Source organism: uncultured Sulfitobacter sp. (assembly GCF_947500075.1).
Lineage (GTDB): Bacteria > Pseudomonadota > Alphaproteobacteria > Rhodobacterales > Rhodobacteraceae > Sulfitobacter.
On record NZ_CANMQS010000001.1, the window covers coordinates 841664 to 861258 of the forward strand.

Here is a 19595-nt window from a genome sequence, read left to right on the forward strand (position 1 = left end):
GTTGTCAGACACCACCGCCCAAACCCCTCCATCAGGCGCCGCCCCCGAGCGGCGCCTGATTGCCGAACCGCGAGACCTGTTTGATACATCGGCCATCCGGTCTGCCCTCGATGCGGCCTGCACCGATCCGGACGAAGGCGCGCCGCGGCAGGCGGCCGTGAAGGCCCTGGCGCGGGCGCAAAAAGACGCACGGGCCCTGATTGCCGAACGCTTTGCGGCGCACCCTTTTGATGCGCGTCCGATGACACGGTCCTATACCTATCTGACAGACAATCTGGTGCAGATGGCCCTCTATGTGGCCACAACCCACTTGCACCCCAATCCGAATCCGACCGAGGGGGAGCGCCTGTCGGTGATGGCGGTCGGAGGATACGGACGGGGCGAAATGGCCCCTTTCTCTGACGTCGATCTGCTGTTTGTGATCCCCTACAAGGCCACCGCCTGGAGCGAGAGCGTGATCGAAAGCATGCTCTACATGCTGTGGGATCTGAAACTGAAAGTTGGCCACGCCACCCGCACGATCAAGGAATGCGTCCGCCTGGGTGGGGAGGATTTCACCATTCAGACCGCCCTGCTGGAACAACGCCATATCGCAGGCGACCCGGAACTCGCTGAGCAGCTCAAAACCACCCTGCGCCATGACCTGTTCGCAGGCACCGGCCGCCCGTTCATCGAAGCCAAGCTGGAGGAGCGCGACAACCGCCATACCCGGCAGGGGCAACGCTATGTGGTGGAGCCGAACGTCAAGGAAGGTAAAGGCGGGCTGCGCGACCTGCATTCCCTGTTCTGGATCGCCAAGCACATCTACGGGGTCGAACGGGTCTCTGACCTCCAGAAAACCGGCGTGTTCCGCGTCGATGAATACGAGACGTTCCGCGCCGCCGAGGATTTCCTCTGGGCGGTGCGTGGCCATCTGCACCTGCTGACCCGCCGCGCCACCGAACAGCTGACCTTTGACATGCAGGTGCAGGTGGCCGAAGCGATGCAGTATGAGGACACTGGCGGCAGACGCGCCGTTGAAATCTTCATGCAGGATTTCTTTCGCCATGCGACCGCCGTTGGCGATCTGACCCGCATCTTCCTGACCAACCTCGAAGCCGTGCACCTCAAGGCCGAACCCCTGCTTGAACGCATCTTTCGCCGCAAACCACGGGTCAAGAAGGGATACAAGGTCGTCCACAACCGCCTCGCCATTGAGGACGAGGAGGCGTTCCTGTCCAACAAGATCAACATTCTGCGCATTTTCGAGGAAGCCCTGCGCACCGGCATGCTCATCCATCCCAACGCCATGCGTCTGATCAAGGCCAACCTGCACCTGATCGACGACGCCATGCGCGCCGACCCTGAAGCGACACGGCTGTTCCACGATCTGCTGCTCAAACACGGCAATCCCGAACGCGCCCTGCGCCGGATGAACGAATTGGGTGTGCTGAGCGCCTTTATCCCCGAATTCGAACCCATCGTCGCGATGATGCAGTTCAACATGTATCACAGCTACACGGTTGATGAGCATACCATCCAGTGCATCGCCAACCTTGCCCGGATCGAACGCGGGGAGCTTGAGGAAGAACTCCCTGTCGCCTCCTCCATCCTCGCCAAGGGGGTCAACCGCAAGGTGCTTTATACCGCGCTGCTGCTGCATGACATCGGCAAGGGGCGGCCAGAAGACCATTCCATCCTTGGCGCCAAAATGGTGCGCAAGATCGCGCCACGGCTGGGGCTGAAGCAGGACGAGGTCGACACTGCCGAATGGCTGGTGCGCTATCATCTGTTGATGTCGGACATGGCGCAGAAGCGCGACATCGCGGACCCACGCACGGTACGGGACTTTGCCAAGGCGGTGCAAACGGTCAAACGGCTCGACCTGCTTTGCGTGCTGACGGTCTGCGACATTCGCGGGGTTGGCCCGGACACCTGGAACAACTGGAAAGCCGTGTTGATCCGCGCGCTGTATCGGCAGACCGAACGCGCGCTTGAAACCGGGCTTGAGGACCTCAACCGCGCAAACCGCGGCGCGGAGGCCAAGAAGGCTCTGCGCGAAGCGCTGTCAGACTGGCCGCGCAAGGCGCTTCAGGAAGAAACAGCGCGGCACTACGATCCCTATTGGCAGGGTCTGCATGTCACGGCGCATGTGGCCTTTGCGAACCTGTTGCGGGATATAGAAGATGAGGAAATCCGCGTTGATCTGCACCCGGATGAGGACCGCGACGCCACCCGCGCCTGTTTTGTGATGTCCGACCATCCGGGCATCTTCGCACGGCTGGCAGGTGCGCTGGCGCTGGTCGGTGCCAATGTGGTCGATGCGCGCAGCTACACCACCCGAGACGGGCATGTGACCGATGCCTTCTGGATTCAGGACGCGGACGGCAACGCGTATGAAGCCGACCGCCTGCCCCGCCTGCGCAAGATGATCGAAAAGATCCTGCGCGGCGAAGTGGTGACGCGCGATGCGCTGAAGTCTCGCGATAAGGTCAAAAAGCGCGAGAAAGCCTTTCGGGTGCCCACGCATATCACTTTCGACAACGAAGGGTCTGAGATTTACACGATCATCGAAGTGGACACCCGCGACCGTCCCGGACTGCTCTATGATCTGGCGCGGACGCTGGCGGATTCAAACGTCTATGTGGCCAATGCGGTCATTGCGACCTATGGCGAACAGGTGGTCGATACTTTCTACGTCAAAGACATGTTCGGGCTGAAGTACTACGCTGAAAGCAAGCAGAAGACGCTTGAAAAGCGGCTTCGGACGGCCATCACGGAAGGGGTGGAGCGGGCTGAAGGGTAAATGCCCGCCTTGCAGATTGCGCCCACCCCGCGGCCAAGTTAAGGCTGGAGAACCGCAGCGCAGCAAAGGCCCTCCATGAAACCCATCCGCCTGATGACCGGCTTTTTCACCGTGGGGGTGTGGACCTTGCTCAGCCGTGTGCTGGGGTTCATCCGCGAGGTGCTGCTGCTGTCTCTGATCGGGCCCGGACCGGTGATGGACGCCTTTGTTGCGGCGTTCCGGCTGCCCAATATGTTCCGCCGGTTCTTTGCCGAAGGGGCGTTCAACGCAGCCTTCGTGCCGATGTTTGCAAAGAAACTGGAAGGCGAGGAAGACGCCCAGCGTTTTGCCCGCGATGCCTTCAACGGTCTTGGGCTGGTGGTGCTGGTGCTGACCGGGCTGGGGATGGTGTTCATGCCGGCCCTGGTCTGGGCCACGGCAGAGGGGTTTGTGGGCGACGAACGCTTTGACATGACCGTGGGTTACGGCCGTATCGTCTTTCCCTACATCCTGTGCATGTCGCTGGCGGCGCTGTTTTCAGGCGTTCTGAATGCCACGGGCCGGTTTGCCGTTGCGGCGGCAGCACCGGTGCTTTTGAACATCTTCGTCATTGCCGCCATGACCATTGGCGCGCTCACGGGCGGCGCTGTGGTGACCTGGCTTGTCTGGGCCATCCCGCTGGCCGGTGTCGCACAGCTGGCGCTGACTTGGCGGGCGGCGGCGGATGCGGGATTTGCCCTGAAACCCGGACGGCCCCGCTGGACCAAGGACATGCGCGCAATGATCGTTATCGCCCTGCCTGCCGCGATGGCGTCGGGTGTGATGCAGATCAACCTTGTCGTGGGCCAGCTTGTCGCCAGCCAATACGACAGTGCGGTGAGTTGGCTCTTTGCCGCTGACCGGCTGTATCAACTGCCGCTCGGTGTTGTCGGGATCGCTGTAGGCGTGGTGCTGCTGCCTGACTTGTCCCGCCGCCTGCGGGCGGGTGACACGCAGGGCGCACACCATACCCTGAGCCGCGCTGCCGAAGTCTCGCTTGCGCTTACCTTACCATCAGCCGTGGCGTTGACGGTTGTCCCGCTGGCATTGGTCACCGTGTTGTTTGAGCGCGGCGCGTCAGACGTGGACGACAGCGCGGCGATTGCGACAGCCGTCACCATCTACGGCCTTGGCCTGCCTGCCTTCGTGCTCCAGAAGATCCTGCAACCGGTGTATTTCGCCCGCGAAGACACCAAACGCCCGTTCTACTTCGCCCTTGTGGCAATGGTCGTGAACGCGGCCCTCGCCATTGGGCTTGCGCCCTTTGTGGGCTGGATCGCACCTGCGCTGGCCACAACCCTTGCGGGCTGGGTGATGTTTGCCTGTCTCGCCATTGGCGCGCGACGGTTTGGCGATGCCGCCCGGTTCGACGCGCGCTTTCACAAGCGCATCTGGCGGATCATCGCTGCATCCGTGGTCATGGGCGTTGCGCTGATGGCGACAAATGTCGCACTCCAGCCGTTCATCGGATTGCCCTGGTGGCGCGGGCTGGCGTTGCTTGTCTTGCTCAGCGTCGGCGCTGCCAGCTTCTTTGGCATCGGCCAGCTGATCGGCGCGTTCAAAATCTCTGAATTCCGCAGTGCGGTGCGCCGCGGCTAGAGCAACCAACCCAAAGCCTGAAGCACTCAGCCAAACAGAATTTTCCCAAGACCAAGCGTCGCGGCGCAGCCTGGGCTGGTTGCCCCTGCAAGATGCGACGCGCCGGGATTGGGGAAATTCTGTTTGGCCCTTCGGGTTGCGCGGAAAGGCCCCGCCTCCGGGCGGTACCGGCTTGACCGGGCAACCAGCCCGCGCTGCGCCGGAACACACCCGTATCCGGGGCCTTTCTGCGCAACTGAGGACCTCAGGTTTTGGGTTGGTTGCTCTAGGTGTCCTGGCCCTAATCCCGCCTGATCCGGTTCTTCAATCGGAACCATTCCCCCGGCCCGACCACAAAGCTCAGCAAAAAGCCGCAGATGAACCCGGCCAGATCCGCCACCCAGAGCATCCCCACCGTCGCAAATATCCCGAACACCAGTTGCAGCCCCATCAACACCCCAATGAGCGAGAACGCCCGCAATTGATGCGCGCCCTGCTGCTCCAGATGCCGCCACATGACATAGGAATATCCACCAATCAGCCCAAAGACCGCAGGAAACGCGCCGGTCAGCCAGATCTGTTCATCCAGCAGCAGGCCATAGGTCAGCGCCCCCACGATGGCGGAGGAAAAGAACAACACGAGGAACGCCAGCTGCCCCATGACCTCAGCCACCATCTTGCCCAGCGCCAGCAACAGCACCACACCAAAAATCGCAGAGGTGAAGGACTGGTGAATGAACGGATAGCTCACAAACCGCACCAGCCCCTGCCAGGGCCAGACACCCTGCGCCAGCATCTGGTTGAACACCTGATCGGAGAACCCGTAGTCCCTGATCTGTGCCAGCCGCCATCCAACCGCGCCCGGTCCGCCCACAAGACCTGCTTCGCCCAGCGACAGAACGGCTTCGACCGCTGTGATCACCATAAAGATCAGCACCACCGCTGCGGGGATCGGGTTCACGGGGGGCTGGATATCGGGGTCTTCCATGGGCGCTCCTTGACGGGGTCTGCGCCCACCAGTAAGCCCTGCACACTGCCAAATCCACCCCAGAGGAAACCCCATGTCCGAGACATCCTTCACCCCGCGCGTCTTTTCCGGCATCCAGCCGTCCGGTGGTCTGACGCTTGGCAACTATCTGGGCGCAATCAAACGCTTCGTATCGATGCAGGATGAGGATTTTGAAACGGTCTATTGCATGGTTGATCTGCATGCGATCACAGCCAAGCTGATTGATCCGGCTGAGCTGCGGCACAATACCCGCGAACTGGCGGCAGGTTTCATTGCATCGGGCATCTCGCCCGAAAAATCCATCCTGATCAACCAGAGCCAAGTACCGGAGCACGCGCAGCTGGCGTGGATCTTCAACTGCATCGCACGCATGGGCTGGATGGGGCGCATGACCCAGTGGAAAGACAAGGCAGGCAAAAATGCCGAAGCCGCGTCGCTTGGCCTCTTTGCCTATCCGGCGCTGATGGCGGCGGACATCCTGATCTACCATGCCACCCACGTGCCCGTGGGCGAGGACCAGAAACAGCACCTTGAACTGACCCGCGACATCGCCGCGAAGTTCAACCACGACTACGGCGAAGATTTCTTTCCCATCACCGAGCCGGTGATCGAAGGCGCAGCAACCCGCGTGATGTCCCTGCGTGATGGCGCCAAGAAGATGTCAAAGTCCGACCCGTCAGACGCCAGCCGCATCAACATGACCGATGACGCCGACACGATTGCCAGGAAGATCCGCAAGGCCAAGACCGACCCGGATGCGCTGCCTTCTGAGCTGGCAGGCCTTGATGACCGCCCCGAGGCGCGCAATCTGGTCAACATCTATGCCGCGCTGAACGATCAGAGCCTTGAAGACGTCCTCAAAGACGTCGGCGGCCAGCAGTTTGGCACCTTCAAACCTGCCCTTGCAGAGCTTGCGGTTGAGAAACTGGCCCCCATCTCTTCTGAAATGGCACGGCTGATGGCTGACACGGATGAGATTGACCGCATCCTTGCCAAAGGCGCGGAACAGGCGCGGGTAATCACCGCGCCGATCCTCAAGCGCACATATGAGATCATAGGGATGGTCAGCTAGGGAGGCCGCGATGGCGACAGGGTTTTACTGGGACGAAAAGTGCTTTTGGCACGGCGGCGGCGATTATGCCCTGACCTTTCCCCTGGGCGGGAATGTGCAACCTCTCGTCTCCGGCGGATTGCCGGAGAGCCCGGAGACAAAGCGGCGTCTGAAAAACCTCATGGATGTGACGGGATTGCTGTCCGAACTGGACGTGCGCACCGCCGCGGAGGCCAGCCGCAGCGATCTGGAGCGGGTGCATCCGGCCTCCTACCTCGACGCATTCAAATCCCTTTCTGACGACAAGGGGGGCGAGCTTGGCCATCATGCGCCGTTTCTGCATGGGGGTTACGAGATCGCGGCCCTGTCTGCGGGCATGGCGCTTGCTGCGGTTGAGGCGGTGGCGACGGGCGCGTTGGACAACGCCTATTCGCTCAGCCGCCCGCCCGGCCACCACTGCCTGCCCAACGATCCCAACGGCTTTTGCCTGTTCAACAACATCGCCGTGGCGATTGAGGCCGCGCAGGCCAAGGGGTTGGTGAAGCGCGTCGCCGTGCTGGACTGGGATGTGCACCACGGCAATGGCACCGAAGCGATCTACTACGACCGCGACGACGTGCTGACCATCTCTGTCCATCAGGACCGCAACTACCCGCTCGACACCGGGGCGATTGCCGACCGTGGGCGCGGCGCGGGCGCAGGCTACAACATCAATGTGCCGCTGCCCGCCGGGTCGGGCCATACCGCATACATGCACGTGATGGAGCGGATCGTGACGCCCGCGCTCAATGCGTTCAAACCCGATATGATCATCGTGGCCTGCGGGTTCGATGCCGCCATGTTCGACCCCTTGTCGAGCATGATGGCCACCGCCAGGACCTTCAAAGAGATGACTGCACACATCAAGGCAGATGCACAGCGCCTGTGCGATGGTAAACTGGTGCTCACCCACGAAGGCGGGTATTCAGAAGCCTATGTGCCGTTCTGCGGCCACGCGACCATAGCCACCCTTGCAGGCAGCCAGACAGACGCCCCCGACCCCGTCGCGGAGGTTGTCGCCCACCGTCAGCCAGCGGGTGAGATGGACGCGTTCCTGCGCGCCTCCATTGACCGGATGGCGGCGCAACTGGAGCTTTGAAAGCCAATGCCTGACCCCAACCCCGATGCCCTCCACTTCCTGCAAACCCGTCGGTCCCGCCCCGCCAAAACCCTGCGCGGCCCCTGGCCCGACCGCGATGTCCTGATGCCATTGCTTGTCGCCGCCGCGCGCACGCCGGATCATGGCAAACTTGAACCCTGGCGGTTCATCGTGTTGGAGCGCGCCGCTCTTGCACGGCTGGCCGAGGTGGCAGAGGCGCGGGGCAAGGCGCTGGGGCTGGACGCTGAACAGATCGCCAAGGGGCGCACCCAGTATGATCAGGGTGGTCTTGCTGTGGCGGTGATCGAAGTCCAGAAACCGTCAGAGAAGATCCCCGCGCTGGAGCAGACCTATTCCGCTGGCGCTGTCTGTCTGGCCCTGCTGAACGCTGCCCTTGCCGCCGGATGGGGTGCGAATTGGCTCAGCGGCTGGCCCTCCCATGACCGCGGTTTCATGCGCGACGGGTTGGCCTTGGCAGACCATGAGCGTATCGCGGGCATGATCCACATCGGCACCGAAGGGGCCGTCCCGCCCGAGCGCCCCCGCCCTGACATGGACAGCATCACGACATGGCAATCGGCCTGATCTTCAACGCTTTCGGGCTGGCCGTGGGCCAGCTCAGCGACCGCCCGTTCCGGCGGGTGTTCTTCATGGGCATCGCATTGGCATTGCTGCTTTTGATTGGTGCCACGGCCGGCTTTGCATGGCTGATTGAATACATCACACCCGAAGAAGCCTGGCTGCCCGTTTTGGGAGAAGTCCGCTGGCTGGATGATCTGTTTTCATGGGGCGCGGCATTCCTGCTGGCTTTCCTGTCGATCTTTCTGATGGTGCCGGTCGCCTCGGCGATCACGTCGATGTTTCTGGATGATGTCGCCAACGCGGTAGAGGCCAAGCATTATCCCGCCCTGCCACGCCCCACGCCTGTGTCCTTTGGCGATGCGCTGCGCGATACGGTGAACTTTCTCGGCGTACTGATCGCGGCCAACCTGCTGGCGCTGATCCTCTATCTGCTGTTCACGCCGCTTGCCCCGGTCATCTTTTGGGGGCTGAACGGGTTCTTGCTGGGTCGGGAGTATTTCACCATGGCCGCCCAGCGCCGCATGAGCCGGGCGGAGGCGAAAGCCCTGCGCAGCAGACATGTCGGCACCATCTGGGTGGCGGGGGCCTTGATGGCCATTCCGCTGACAGTGCCTCTGTTAAACCTGCTGGTGCCCATCCTGGGCGCGGCGACGTTTACTCACCTGTTTCACGGCCTGACCACGCGCCAGCCCTGAACAGGCTTTCGACATCATCCACGCTGATCCAACCCGACAGGATGATCGTCGCGACGATGGCCCAGATGATAAAGGCGACAATCGTGGTCCAGAACACCTTCTTGCGGATGTGATGATGCTCGGGCGAGCCGGCATGGGTGCCCGGCACGATCTCTCCCAGATCGCCTTGGGTCTGAATGCGGATCGGCAAGGCGATGCAGAAGGTCAGCGACCAGATCACTGCAAAAAGAACAAGTCCGGAAACGACCCCCATCGCCTACACCTGTTCCAGCTCGACCAGCGCGCCGTTGAAGTCCTTGGGATGCAGGAACAACACAGGCTTGCCATGGGCGCCGATCTTCGGCTCTCCGGTGCCCAGCACACGGGCGCCGGTGGATTTCAGATGATCGCGCGCGGCAATGATGTCCTCAACCTCATAGCAGATGTGGTGAATGCCACCTGCGGGGTTCTTGTCCAGAAACCCCTGAATGGGAGAGTTTTCCCCCAAAGGATACAACAATTCGATCTTGGTATTGGGCAGCTCAATGAAAATGACCGTGACGCCGTGATCCGGCTCATCCTGCGGCGCGCCGACAGTGGCACCCAGCGCGTTGCGGTACTGGTCTGCTGCGGCCTCAAGATCAGGCACGGCAATAGCAACGTGATTCAAACGGCCAATCATCTTTCACATCTCCCTTTGATGGTCTGGGGCACCATATGGAGCGAATAAACCTTAAGAGCAATGCGGCACGTTAACGTGCTATTAGCCATCTGCCTTTAACCATGGTGTCCTAGCCAACTCTGGAGCGACCCATGGACCCCAAAGACCCACTTGCGGCAAACCTGCCGGCCCCGACTGCAACGCGGCCCCTGCTGGGCCTGACCGTTCTGGTGGTAGAGGACAGCCGCTTCGCCTGCGAAGCCTTGCGTTTGCTGTGCCTGCGGTCCGGCGCCCGGATCAGACGTGCCGATTGCCTGCGCTCCGCACGACGCCACCTGCGGGTTTACCGCCCCTCTGTGGTGATCATGGATCTTGGCCTGCCCGATGGCGACGGATGTGGGCTGATCACTGAATTGAACGAAGCCCAGCCGCGGGTTGAGGTGATCCTCGCCATCTCCGGTGATCCCGACACGGAAGCCGCAGCGCTGGCGGCTGGTGCGGATGACTTCATGGCCAAACCCATCATATCCATGGCGAATTTTCAGGAAAAGCTCCTGTCCCTCCTCCCAGAAGACCGCCGCCCACAGGGGGTGCGGGAGATATCCGATGTCCAGATTTCACCGGACCGAATCGCCTATCTGGACGATATGGCCCATGCAGCCGATATGCTGGAAGACATACAAAACGAGGCCGCCATTGATTATGTCGCCCAGTTCCTGACCGGCGTTGCACGATCGGCTGAGGATGGCGGCATGGAGCGCGCCGCACAAGCATTGGCGGCACGGCGTGCCACCGGTCAATCCGCCGGGTCAGAGACAGCCATCATCGCAGGGCTGATCCAGGAACGCCTGTCGCAACGCATGGCGATCTGAGCGGCCTTGCTCACAACGCTGGATCAGACGCGACCCGAACCAACCCGGTCAGATCCCCCAAACGCTCACGCTGCTGGCCTGCGTCATCAAAATTCGCAGGGGCCAACCATGCCAGAAACGCTTCCTTCAACGCGGGCCATTCGCGGTCGATGGCCGCGAACCACGCCGTATCCCGGTTGCGCCCCTTCACGACTGTTGCCTGCCGAAACACACCTTCAAAGCTCAACCCCAGCCGCTGCGCTGCGCGTCGGGAGGGTGTGTTGAGCGCATCACATTTCCACTCATACCGCCGATAGCCTGCATCAAACGCCCATTGCATCATCAAGAACATCGCATCTGTCGCCGCTCGGGTCTGCTGCAAGGCGGGGCTGAAATTGATATGGCCCACTTCGATTGATCCGGCTTCGGGTGCCACGCGCAGATAGCTGGCCACACCTTCCCATTGACCGCTCTGCAAGTTCCGCACCGCATAGAAGAACGGGTCTGGCTGCCCTGCATGATCCCGCACCCACCTGTGATACTGCGCAGCAGATGAGAACGGGCCGTAAGGCATGTAGTCCCACACATGGTCCTCGCCCGCGTATGTCCGGAACAGCAATGCCGCATGGGCATCTGCCGACAAGGGGGTAAGTTCGGCATATTGCCCGCGCAGCACCTCTCCTTCCGGACGGGGTGGCACCTGCCAGTCAGGGAGAAGAAAACCCACGGGGCGATCAGAAGAAAACGTGTTCATACACGCCACGTTAGGGCCAACTGCGGCGCAGGCCAAGTCAGCAATTGTACCATCCGCACCGGCGAAAAAGCCAAGAAACCGGCATCCGACTTACCCATTTCCGCCACATTCCACGGACATCCTTGACAGGTAAGAGTGCCAGACGCATGCGCCAGCGAAAGGATCAGTACCCGTGCAAAAGTTCCGCGATTTCTTCCGTGAAGACCCTGATGCCATCACCGTAGACTGGATTGTGCTGACAGCCTCCCTTGTGGGATTGGCCGTCGTTGTCGCTGCATCTTTCCAGGCTGGTTCAGACGGTCTGGCCGCGCAACTGCTGCAACAGATCGCCCCTGCTGACGGCTACTGACCCCCGCTAAAGCACGATGCCCGGATCCCTGCCCATGTCGAGGCCGGGGAAAATCATCCGCTCAAGCGTGGCTTGATCCAATCCGGTCGCTGCCCGCATCACCCATGCAGCCGGGGCGCGCACATCCGCAGTCGGCATCAGATCACGCCGATCATATAGCGCAGCCTCCGCCACACCGGGCCATTGCCCCAGCACCTGCCCCCCCCGCAGCGCGCCGCCTGCAAACAGCATCGCACCGCCTGTTCCGTGATCCGTTCCGCCTGTGCCGTTCACCGCAGCAGTGCGCCCAAACTCCGTCATGGCAAGAACGGCTGTTTTGTCCCAGATTTCAGCCCCCAAACCGTCCCGCAACCCCAGCAGGGTCTGGGACAAGGCGCGCAGGCTGCGGGGCAAGGTCCGCCGCTGAACCCGGTGGGTGTCCCACCCGCCCAGTGAAAAGGCCGCCACCCGCGATGCCCCGCGCAACCGCGCGGCCGCAAACTGTGCAATCTGGAGATGGGCGCCGCCACGGCGCGGCCCTTCAAGCCCGGCATCAGACAGCATCTGCGCCTCCGCCAGGGCCGCATGCAGCGCCGGATCCCGTTCCATCACCAGTTCAGCCAGCCGCAAAGCCTGCGGGCTGAGCCCCAGCTTCGCCTCCGGCGTCCAATTGGCAACCGGTGCTTCACCGTCCAGCACCCGCACTTCTGTCGTGCCAATGGCGTAAGCCGTCTCCGCCTCCAGCCCCGGCACCTGTTGCAGCATTCGGTTCAGCCAGCCGTCGCGCACGCCACTGTCAAGCACCTCCGTCCCCGCTTCCAGCATGTCCTGCCCGTCAAAATGGCTGCGTTTGTCACGATAGGGCGTCGACACTGCGTGCATGAAACCCAACTCCCCCGCCTGCCAAAGCGGCATCAGATCGCGCAACGCCGGGTGCAACGCGAAGTATCCATCCAGATCAATCCCGTCGCTCAGATCCATCCCTGGACGCAAGGCGGCAAAAGCCGGGTCGCCCACCGGGCGCACCACATCAAGCCCATCCATGCCCCCGCGCAGGATGATCACCACCAACCGCATGTCCCAAGGCGCCTGCGCAAAGGCCACAGGTGTGACCAACGGACTGGCGGCCAGCGAACACCCGATGATGCCTGCCCGCTGCAACACCCCACGTCTGGTGAATTTCGCTGACATACCGCCCCCTCCTACCGCCGCTGCATGGCCGGAGACGCCAGCACAAGCCCAATCGCCACGGCCCGGTTTTCCGCAGCACCCACCGCGAAGTCCAACTCGGGCGGGACCACCTCGCCCAGCGCCTTCACGACATAATCGCGGGGGTCCGGCAATTCGGACAGCAACCGCACAGGCGCGTTCACCGCCCATTCCAGCCGCGCGGCCACCCCCTGCGGCGTCACCCAGGCATCGTCTTCCTCCGGCCAGCCGTCCGGTCCGCCGGGCCTTTGATACTCAAACCCCATCACCCGCAGCGGCTTGAGGAACAGCGTGTTCAAATCGCGGGGCCGCAGGGCGGCAAACGTGGCGTCCGGCACAGCCAGAGAGCGCAACGCAGTGCTGATGAACTCCAGCGGAGGACGGATATTCACCGCCTCCGGCTGCCACGCGGCGGAATGGTCGAGCAGCGCCTCGTATGTCGCCATCAGTTCGCCACCACTGGACAGATACGCCGATGCCACATGATCAACCAGCGCGTCAGGCGGCGCGTCCGACACAAAATGCACCGCCAGCTTGCGCGCCAGATGCCGCGCCGTCGCAGGATGCACTGCCAGATCCTTCAACGCGCGGTGAATGGGTTCAATTGTACCGGTATGAGGATAAGTCACGCCCAGCACGGTCTTCGACCCCGGCTCCACCATGTTCTTGCGGAACCTGAAGCCGAAATCCCGCGTGCCACCAAGCCCCGTCAGCAGGTTGGCAAAGGCCCGCACATCCGCCTGGTCATACGGTCCTTCGACCCCCAGCGTGTGCAGTTCCAACACCTCACGCGCAAGGTTTTCGTTCAATCCGCGTTTGCGCCCCGGCCGCTGCGCTGCCGGGCTGTTCTCCCCGGCTGAGATGTTCTGATCCAGATAATGCAACATCAAGGGATGCGTGACGGCAGAGATCAGCAGATCGGAAAACCGCCCAGCAATGAAGGGGCGCACGGCTTCTTCCACATAGAGGGGTGGCGCGCCAACGGTCAGCCCGGCTTTGCCAATCGTGGTGAAATGATCCGCCCAGAACGCCGCCAGTCGCTCGTGGAAAGCCGCAGGCGTGTTGATCCGCCGCAACATCGAATGGCCGAACCATGCCAACCGGTCCAGCCGCATCTCCCGCCGCAAAGCCTTGACCTTTTGTTCCGCCGCCTTGCCTTCTTCCGTATCCGGGTTTTCCCGCGCGTATTGGCGAAACCGGCGGTTGCGCACCAATTGTTCGCGCAGATGCCGGTAGGGTGGCAGCGGATAGCGGGCGCGCATCGTATCCTGCCCGGCCACCCCGTCCAGCATCGCCGTAACCGACGCAACAGGGGCCACCACAGGGGACAACCCGTATCCAAATCGGCGCTCGGCAAAGGTTGGATCAAAGGACAAAGGGCGGCTCCACGTCAGGTGTTCACCGTCCAATCTAAGCAACAACGGCCCGGATTTCATCCCGGACCGTGTGTCAAATGCAAAGCTGCGCAGGCCAGCCCGTGGGTCAGTCCTGCGGGATTACCCGCAGACCAAGCTCCATCAACTGATCGCTTGTCGGATCGCTGGGCGCGTTCATCATCAGGTCTTCGGCGCGCTGGTTCATCGGGAAAAGGATCACCTCACGAATGTTCGCCTCATCCGCCAGCAGCATCACGATCCGGTCGATCCCAGCTGCACAACCACCGTGAGGCGGGGCGCCGTATTGGAAGGCGTTGACCATGCCGCCAAAGCGTTTCTCAACTTCTTCCTTGCCGTAGCCTGCAATTTCAAAGGCTTTGAACATGATCTCCGGCTTGTGGTTCCGAATGGCGCCCGACACCAGCTCATAGCCGTTGCAAGCCAGATCATACTGGTATCCCAGCACCTTGAGCGGATCACCTTCAAGCGCTTCCATCCCGCCCTGCGGCATGGAGAAGGGGTTGTGCTCAAAGTCAATCTTGCCGGTTTCTTCGTCCGCTTCGTAGATCGGGAAATCCACGATCCAGGCAAAGGCGAAGCGATCCTTATCGGTCAGGCCAAGTTCCTCACCAATGACATTCCGGGCGCGGCCAGCAACGCCTTCAAACGCTTTGGGTTTACCGCCGAGGAAGAACGCCGCGTCGCCGACGCCGAGGCCCAGCTGCTGGCGGATGGCTTCGGTGCGTTCTGGCCCGATGTTCTTGGCCAGCGGTCCGGCGGCTTCTTCGCCCAAAGTGATCTCACCCGCCTTGATCAGTGCGTTCACCTCTTTGACGGTGATCCCACGCGCCTGCGCGATGCTGTCGGGCGATTCCTTGCGCCAGAAGATATAGCCCATGCCGGGCAACCCTTCCTTCTGGGCGAAGGCATTCATCCGGTCGCAGAACTTGCGGCTGCCCCCCGTAGGCGCAGGGATGGCGCGCACCTCGGTGCCCTCCTGCTCCAACAGTTTGGCGAAAATCGCAAAACCGGAGCCTGCGAAATGCTCGCTCACCACCTGCATCTTGATGGGGTTTCTGAGGTCCGGCTTGTCTGAACCATACCAAAGGGCTGCATCCTTGTAGGAGATCTGCTCCCACGTCTGATCCACTTTCCGGCCTTTGCCGAATTCCTCGAAAATGCCACCAATCACCGGCTGGATCGTGTCGAACACGTCCTGCTGGGTGACAAAGGACATCTCAAGGTCGAGCTGGTAGAAATCCGTCGGCGACCGATCCGCGCGCGGGTCTTCATCGCGGAAACAGGGCGCGATCTGGAAATACTTGTCAAAGCCTGAGACCATCAGCAGTTGCTTGAACTGCTGGGGCGCCTGCGGCAGGGCATAGAACTTGCCCGGATGCAGGCGGCTTGGCACCAGAAAGTCGCGCGCCCCTTCAGGAGAGGATGCGGTGATAATCGGCGTCTGGAATTCCTTGAACCCCTGATCCCACATGCGTTTACGGATGGAGGCAACCACGTCAGAGCGCAGCACCATGTTGTCCTGCATCTTCTCCCGGCGCAAATCGAGGTAACGATAGCGCAGACGGGTTTCCTCCGGGTATTCCTGATCACCAAAGACCATCAACGGCAGTTCCGCCGCCGCACCCAACACTTCGATGTCACGGATGAAGACCTCGATCTCACCTGTCGGCAGCTTGGGGTTGATCAGGCTCTCATCGCGCGCCTTCACTTCACCATCAATGCGGATACACCATTCTGAGCGGACCTTCTCCACGTCCGCAAAGGCGGCGCTGTCGGGGTCACAGATCAACTGCGTCATGCCGTAGTGATCCCGCAGATCGATGAACAGCACCCCACCATGGTCGCGCACGCGGTGCACCCACCCGGCAAGACGCACGTTCTGTCCCTTGTTCGAAAGGTTCAGATCTGCGCAGGTAAAATCACGATAGGCGTGCATAATGGGTCCCTTCCTGGGGCGAAAAACAATGGCGCAGATACACCGTTTGCATGTGTCAAAGTCAAGGCGGTGTGATGGAAACGATTTGTCGGTTTGGTTTAGACATGGCCGATGTGGCCGGCGGCGCACACCCGCGCAAGCCAGACGGCAGCACCAGCCACGCCCCGGCCCCATAAAGCCGCGCCGCGACATCTGCCCGCGCGCCGATCACTGTCACGCTCACCGCGTTTTGCGCAACAATCGCCACATCCTCCGGCAGGGCCGCCAGAAACGCCGCATCCGGCAGCATCACAACCGCAGCCGGTGCCCGGTCTGACAGCACCATGACCGATGCCAGAACAGCGATCCAGCCACCCACCAAAGCAACAGCGCACAGAAGCGCCCTAATAATCATGGATATGCTCCACCTGTGCCGGACCTTCCCCAAACCGCCGAAGGGTTGCCAGCAGATCCGTCACCGGGACCATGAACAAATGGCGGTAGTCCTCATAGCCCTGCCTTTGGAAGCTGAACAGCGCACCGGGCATCTCCGCCTGATCGGACAGGGCGGTGAACATGATATCGTCGTTGCCCGCAATCTCGGCCAGATCAATGCCGCGTGCCGCCATCTCGACCAGCACCCGCGTCAGCGCCCGGTAACGCGGTGCCTCAACCACGATGACATCGCCGCGATGTTCAACCACGCTGAGGCCATCCAGACCATCCAGCACCGCCGCATCGGGTCCTTTGACCACCATCCGCAGGCTCAGCGCATCCCCGCCGACGCTGTCCACCGCAGCGGCGATCACTTGCGCATAGGCCGCCTTGGCCGCGTATTCTCCGCCCAGGGCAAACCGGCGTTCCAGATCACGCGGGTTGTCTGTTTGGGCTGCGCGCAAGGCTGCTGCATCTGCCGGGAAGTCGTATTTATACCACGGCACCTGCTGAAGAAACGTCGCATAGTCAGCCGCTTGCCGGGCAGAAAGCTTGTCGAGCGGGCTCAACCGCTCCCCCCTTACAAGGGTCGCAAGCCGGCCCAGTGTTTCTTCATAGAGGGCCTTCATCGCCATCTCTGCCGAAAAGCTGACGCCGATGACATAGACCAGCTCTTTGGTCGCACGATCCACCCCTCCGTGGGCCGCGGCCTGCTCTTTCAACGCACAAAGGGACGTCCAATAGGTTTTGACCGCATTGAAGTAGCCAAAATCATGGGGATCGTCTGTTTCAATAACCTCGGCATAATCGTCATAGGCGTGGACGATATGCCACTCCGGATAGGTCAGCAGCGTGCGCGCCTCCGCCCTGTGATCCTCTGGCGGCAACAACGCATCATAGGGCTGCGCAACACCGTTGCCACGGCATGCGACTTCGACCCAGGCGACCGGAGCCACCAGCACTGCACCCAACACCACGGCCAGAACAACCAGCCGCAGGATCCAGCGCAAGAGCCACCGCATCAATCCCGCTCCACCCGCACACCGGCCCAGAGCGCGAAGGCCCCAAGCGCCAGATGCGGGAGGTTGGCCAGAAAACGCACCAGCGTGAACGACATCCCTTCGGAGGCATTGGTGAAAATCCCCAGATCGAGGTAGCCATAGCCTGTAAAGAAGCCAAACACCCCATCTCCAAGATAAAGCGCCCCGAAGATCAGCAAGAACGACCGCGCGGCGCGCTGCGAGATGAGCGCCGCCGCCAAGGCCCACAGGGCAGAGGCCACGTGCAGGGAATCATCAAAGATATCAAGGGCAAAGATACCAAAGGCCAGCCCCTGCGCGTCCGTCAGCCCCGGCACGTAGTTCAGTGACGCCGCTGCCAGCAGCACCACCATATACCCCAGACAAATCTTGCGCAGCGTGGTCATAGTTTCTCCAGATAGCTGTCCCACAGATTGTTCCGGAATATAAGGTCCGGGTCCATGGCGCGCTTGGCTGACGCAAAGGCAGCCGCGCGGGGATAGGCACGTTCCAGCTGAGAGACCGTCGGATGTGGACGGTACGGCAGGTAGTAGGTTCCGCCAATGTCGATGATACCGTCAATCAACGCCCGTGTCATGCGGGCCATGTCCGCTTCAGCCCGCGCGGTCATTTCCTGAGAGAACGACATCACGGCCGCAATCCGCGGTGTTGTCGCATAGGACAGCCAGCTTTCCGCATCCGTGTTCACAAATCTGAGCGTCACGTTCAGGAACTCCTGGTACGATCCCGGAATGACCTGACGGCACAGCGTCAGGAAGTCCGCGAAGCGTTCTGGCGGCACAAAATACTCGTGCAGGATGTCCGTGCGGGTGTCGTCCCGGTCATCCAATGTCACCACGGGTTCGTTGATCACCGTGTTACGTGTCGTATCGCCACCGCCCAGCGTGGTGCCCAGATCCGTTTCAAACCACCACCGCACGGATTTCATCCGCTCATTGCCCAATTGCGCGCGGTACACATGGCGCGCAATCTTGGACATGAAGCCGGAACCCGGCGCAGGCGGCAGATCCTCCTGATCCTGCGTAGGCCGGTAGGTGATCATCAGCGCTTCACGGAAAAATGCCCCGCGCTCCACGTTCAGCCGCCCGTAGGCCATGGTCACATCCGGGTCTTCCAGCGCAGTGATGAACGCCGTGCCAAAATCCTCCGCAGGCATCTTGTCGAAGGTCGGTGCGATGCGCGCGTTCTTCTCCATCTCCACTTCAAGCGCGATGATCGCCCCGGTCAGGCCATAACCGCCCATGCTCTGGTTGAACACATCCGCGTTTTGGCTGCGGGAGCAGGTCACCAGCGAACCGTCAGGCGTGATCAAATCAATACTGCGAACCGTCGCGCCCATCGGACCAAACGGCACCGGCCAGCCATGAGCATTCACACAGAACGTCGCAGCAACGCCAAAATCGTTGTTGGATTGCATGACCTTAGGCGAATACCCGATGGGGTCGAGCGCCGCGATCACCTCTTGCCACCTTGCACCGGCGTGAACCCTGTAGGTGCCCTTGGCTGTGTCCGGCTCCACCATCGCATTGTCGAAGGTGATCGCATGACCGTCCCGTGGGATGGCCTGCCCGCCCATTGAATGGCGCGCGGCACTGACGTTCACAGGACGACCCGCCGCGCGGGCTTCCTGCATCTCTGCCCGGATTGCCGCAACCAAAGCCTCACCCGCGTCCTCTTGCAGGGTGATATGCTTGTGAACCGGTGTCGCGCTCAACAGGCTCGCGTCGTTCAGATGCCCGGCGGCAGTCGCTTGGCCGACCCTCTGTGTGCCTGCCAAAACAGGCTGTTGGCGTGCCAATCTGCTGTTGGCAAAAGCGCCTATGGCCGCTCCGCCTCCCAAAAGCGCTGCGCGTCTTGTCCAGTTTCGCATCCTGTTTCCTTCTTAACACCCACACATTGGCACGGGAGCCTCGTACATCAAAGCGCCGCTGCCCCCTACTGATGTCCCATGTCGGGAGCGCTGCGTTCCGCTGCAAGGTCAGGAAATCCAGACCACGTCCCTAGAGGTCAGCTGTCACACGCGGATGATTTTGCCGAATGGCCGTCTTTACCCAATTTGGGGGATGCTGTGACCGGATGTGAAACGCAAGATGGGCGTCATAGATATACAGGTCCTTTTCGTGGTCGACGCATTTTCAAATTCCGATGGCTTTAGCTTCACGCAAGTGCT

Annotated in this window: 19 protein-coding genes; 8 read left to right on the top strand and 11 right to left on the bottom strand. The window is 61.5% G+C overall.

Annotation, left to right across the window (positions count from 1 at the left end; translation table 11 throughout):
• Position 1 precedes the first annotated feature (1 nt).
• Both Q1A91_RS04100 and murJ read left to right on the top strand, forming a co-directional pair.
• The gene (locus Q1A91_RS04100; RefSeq protein ID WP_299873203.1) at positions 2-2785 is read left to right on the top strand and encodes a [protein-PII] uridylyltransferase; all 2784 of its coding nucleotides are present in this window, start codon (positions 2-4) and stop codon (positions 2783-2785) included.
• 75 nt (positions 2786-2860) lie between these two features.
• The gene (gene murJ, locus Q1A91_RS04105) at positions 2861-4402 is read left to right on the top strand and encodes a murein biosynthesis integral membrane protein MurJ (RefSeq protein ID WP_299873206.1); all 1542 of its coding nucleotides are present in this window, start codon (positions 2861-2863) and stop codon (positions 4400-4402) included.
• Positions 4403-4682: 280 nt separating this feature from the next.
• Here murJ and Q1A91_RS04110 read toward each other — a convergent pair whose 3' ends face one another.
• A complete protein-coding gene (locus Q1A91_RS04110) occupies positions 4683-5369 on the bottom strand; it encodes a rhomboid family intramembrane serine protease (protein WP_299873209.1) in 687 nt (228 codons plus the stop codon).
• Positions 5370-5442: 73 nt separating this feature from the next.
• On the opposite strand from Q1A91_RS04110, the gene trpS reads away from it, so the two are divergent.
• Genes trpS through Q1A91_RS04130 form a run of 4 tightly spaced genes read left to right on the top strand, consistent with a single transcriptional unit; the run spans position 5443 to position 8856 of the window.
• The gene (trpS, locus tag Q1A91_RS04115) at positions 5443-6462 is read left to right on the top strand and encodes a tryptophan--tRNA ligase (protein WP_299873212.1); all 1020 of its coding nucleotides are present in this window, start codon (positions 5443-5445) and stop codon (positions 6460-6462) included.
• Positions 6463-6472: 10 nt separating this feature from the next.
• The gene (locus tag Q1A91_RS04120; RefSeq protein ID WP_299873215.1) at positions 6473-7579 is read left to right on the top strand and encodes a class II histone deacetylase; all 1107 of its coding nucleotides are present in this window, start codon (positions 6473-6475) and stop codon (positions 7577-7579) included.
• A 6-nt stretch (positions 7580-7585) separates the two neighbouring features.
• Entirely contained in the window at positions 7586-8164 is a 579-nt protein-coding gene (locus Q1A91_RS04125) for a nitroreductase family protein (protein ID WP_299873218.1), read from the top strand.
• Entirely contained in the window at positions 8149-8856 is a 708-nt protein-coding gene (locus Q1A91_RS04130) for an EI24 domain-containing protein (RefSeq protein ID WP_299873221.1), read from the top strand. The genes Q1A91_RS04125 and Q1A91_RS04130 overlap by 16 nt, the downstream gene beginning before the upstream one ends.
• On the opposite strand, the gene Q1A91_RS04135 is transcribed toward Q1A91_RS04130, so the two are convergent.
• Together Q1A91_RS04135 and mce are read right to left on the bottom strand one after the other, a co-directional pair.
• Positions 8816-9109: a DUF1467 family protein gene (locus Q1A91_RS04135; protein WP_299873224.1), complete on the bottom strand. Its 294-nt coding sequence runs from the start codon at positions 9107-9109 to the stop codon at positions 8816-8818. The two genes, Q1A91_RS04130 and Q1A91_RS04135, sit on opposite strands and share 41 nt — an antisense overlap.
• Positions 9110-9112: 3 nt before the next feature.
• On the bottom strand, positions 9113-9517 hold the full coding sequence (gene mce, locus Q1A91_RS04140) for a methylmalonyl-CoA epimerase (protein WP_299873227.1): 405 nt from the start codon (positions 9515-9517) through the stop codon (positions 9113-9115).
• 131 nt (positions 9518-9648) lie between these two features.
• Between mce and Q1A91_RS04145 the strand changes: the two genes are divergently transcribed.
• Positions 9649-10368, top strand: a complete 720-nt coding sequence (locus Q1A91_RS04145; RefSeq protein ID WP_299873230.1) for a response regulator — start codon at positions 9649-9651, stop codon at positions 10366-10368.
• A gap of 10 nt (positions 10369-10378) precedes the next feature.
• Here Q1A91_RS04145 and Q1A91_RS04150 read toward each other — a convergent pair whose 3' ends face one another.
• On the bottom strand, positions 10379-11101 hold the full coding sequence (locus tag Q1A91_RS04150; protein ID WP_299873233.1) for a GNAT family protein: 723 nt from the start codon (positions 11099-11101) through the stop codon (positions 10379-10381).
• A gap of 172 nt (positions 11102-11273) precedes the next feature.
• Between Q1A91_RS04150 and Q1A91_RS04155 the strand changes: the two genes are divergently transcribed.
• Positions 11274-11450, top strand: coding sequence for a hypothetical protein (locus tag Q1A91_RS04155; protein ID WP_299873236.1), 177 nt, complete (start codon positions 11274-11276; stop codon positions 11448-11450).
• Between the two features lie 6 nt (positions 11451-11456).
• Here the strand turns inward: Q1A91_RS04155 and Q1A91_RS04160 are convergent, their stop codons facing one another.
• From Q1A91_RS04160 to Q1A91_RS04190, 7 genes are all read right to left on the bottom strand, one after another.
• The gene (locus tag Q1A91_RS04160; protein ID WP_299873238.1) at positions 11457-12620 is read right to left on the bottom strand and encodes a DUF1501 domain-containing protein; all 1164 of its coding nucleotides are present in this window, start codon (positions 12618-12620) and stop codon (positions 11457-11459) included.
• Between the two features lie 11 nt (positions 12621-12631).
• Positions 12632-14056: a DUF1800 domain-containing protein gene (locus Q1A91_RS04165; protein ID WP_299873241.1), complete on the bottom strand. Its 1425-nt coding sequence runs from the start codon at positions 14054-14056 to the stop codon at positions 12632-12634.
• A 64-nt stretch (positions 14057-14120) separates the two neighbouring features.
• Positions 14121-15971: an aspartate--tRNA ligase gene (gene aspS / locus Q1A91_RS04170; RefSeq protein ID WP_299873243.1), complete on the bottom strand. Its 1851-nt coding sequence runs from the start codon at positions 15969-15971 to the stop codon at positions 14121-14123.
• 61 nt (positions 15972-16032) lie between these two features.
• Positions 16033-16365 (bottom strand): hypothetical protein, encoded by a 333-nt coding sequence (locus Q1A91_RS04175; RefSeq protein WP_299873245.1) that lies wholly within the window; start codon positions 16363-16365, stop codon positions 16033-16035.
• Entirely contained in the window at positions 16355-17407 is a 1053-nt protein-coding gene (locus Q1A91_RS04180; protein ID WP_299873248.1) for a hypothetical protein, read from the bottom strand. The genes Q1A91_RS04175 and Q1A91_RS04180 overlap by 11 nt, the downstream gene beginning before the upstream one ends.
• On the bottom strand, positions 17407-17811 hold the full coding sequence (locus tag Q1A91_RS04185) for a hypothetical protein (RefSeq protein WP_299873250.1): 405 nt from the start codon (positions 17809-17811) through the stop codon (positions 17407-17409). The genes Q1A91_RS04180 and Q1A91_RS04185 overlap by 1 nt, the downstream gene beginning before the upstream one ends.
• Positions 17808-19202 carry an FAD-dependent oxidoreductase gene (locus tag Q1A91_RS04190; protein ID WP_367278636.1) on the bottom strand — a complete coding sequence of 465 codons (1395 nt, stop codon included), beginning with the start codon at positions 19200-19202 and terminating at the stop codon, positions 17808-17810. Before Q1A91_RS04190 ends, Q1A91_RS04185 begins: the two co-directional genes overlap by 4 nt.
• Positions 19203-19595 lie beyond the last annotated feature (393 nt).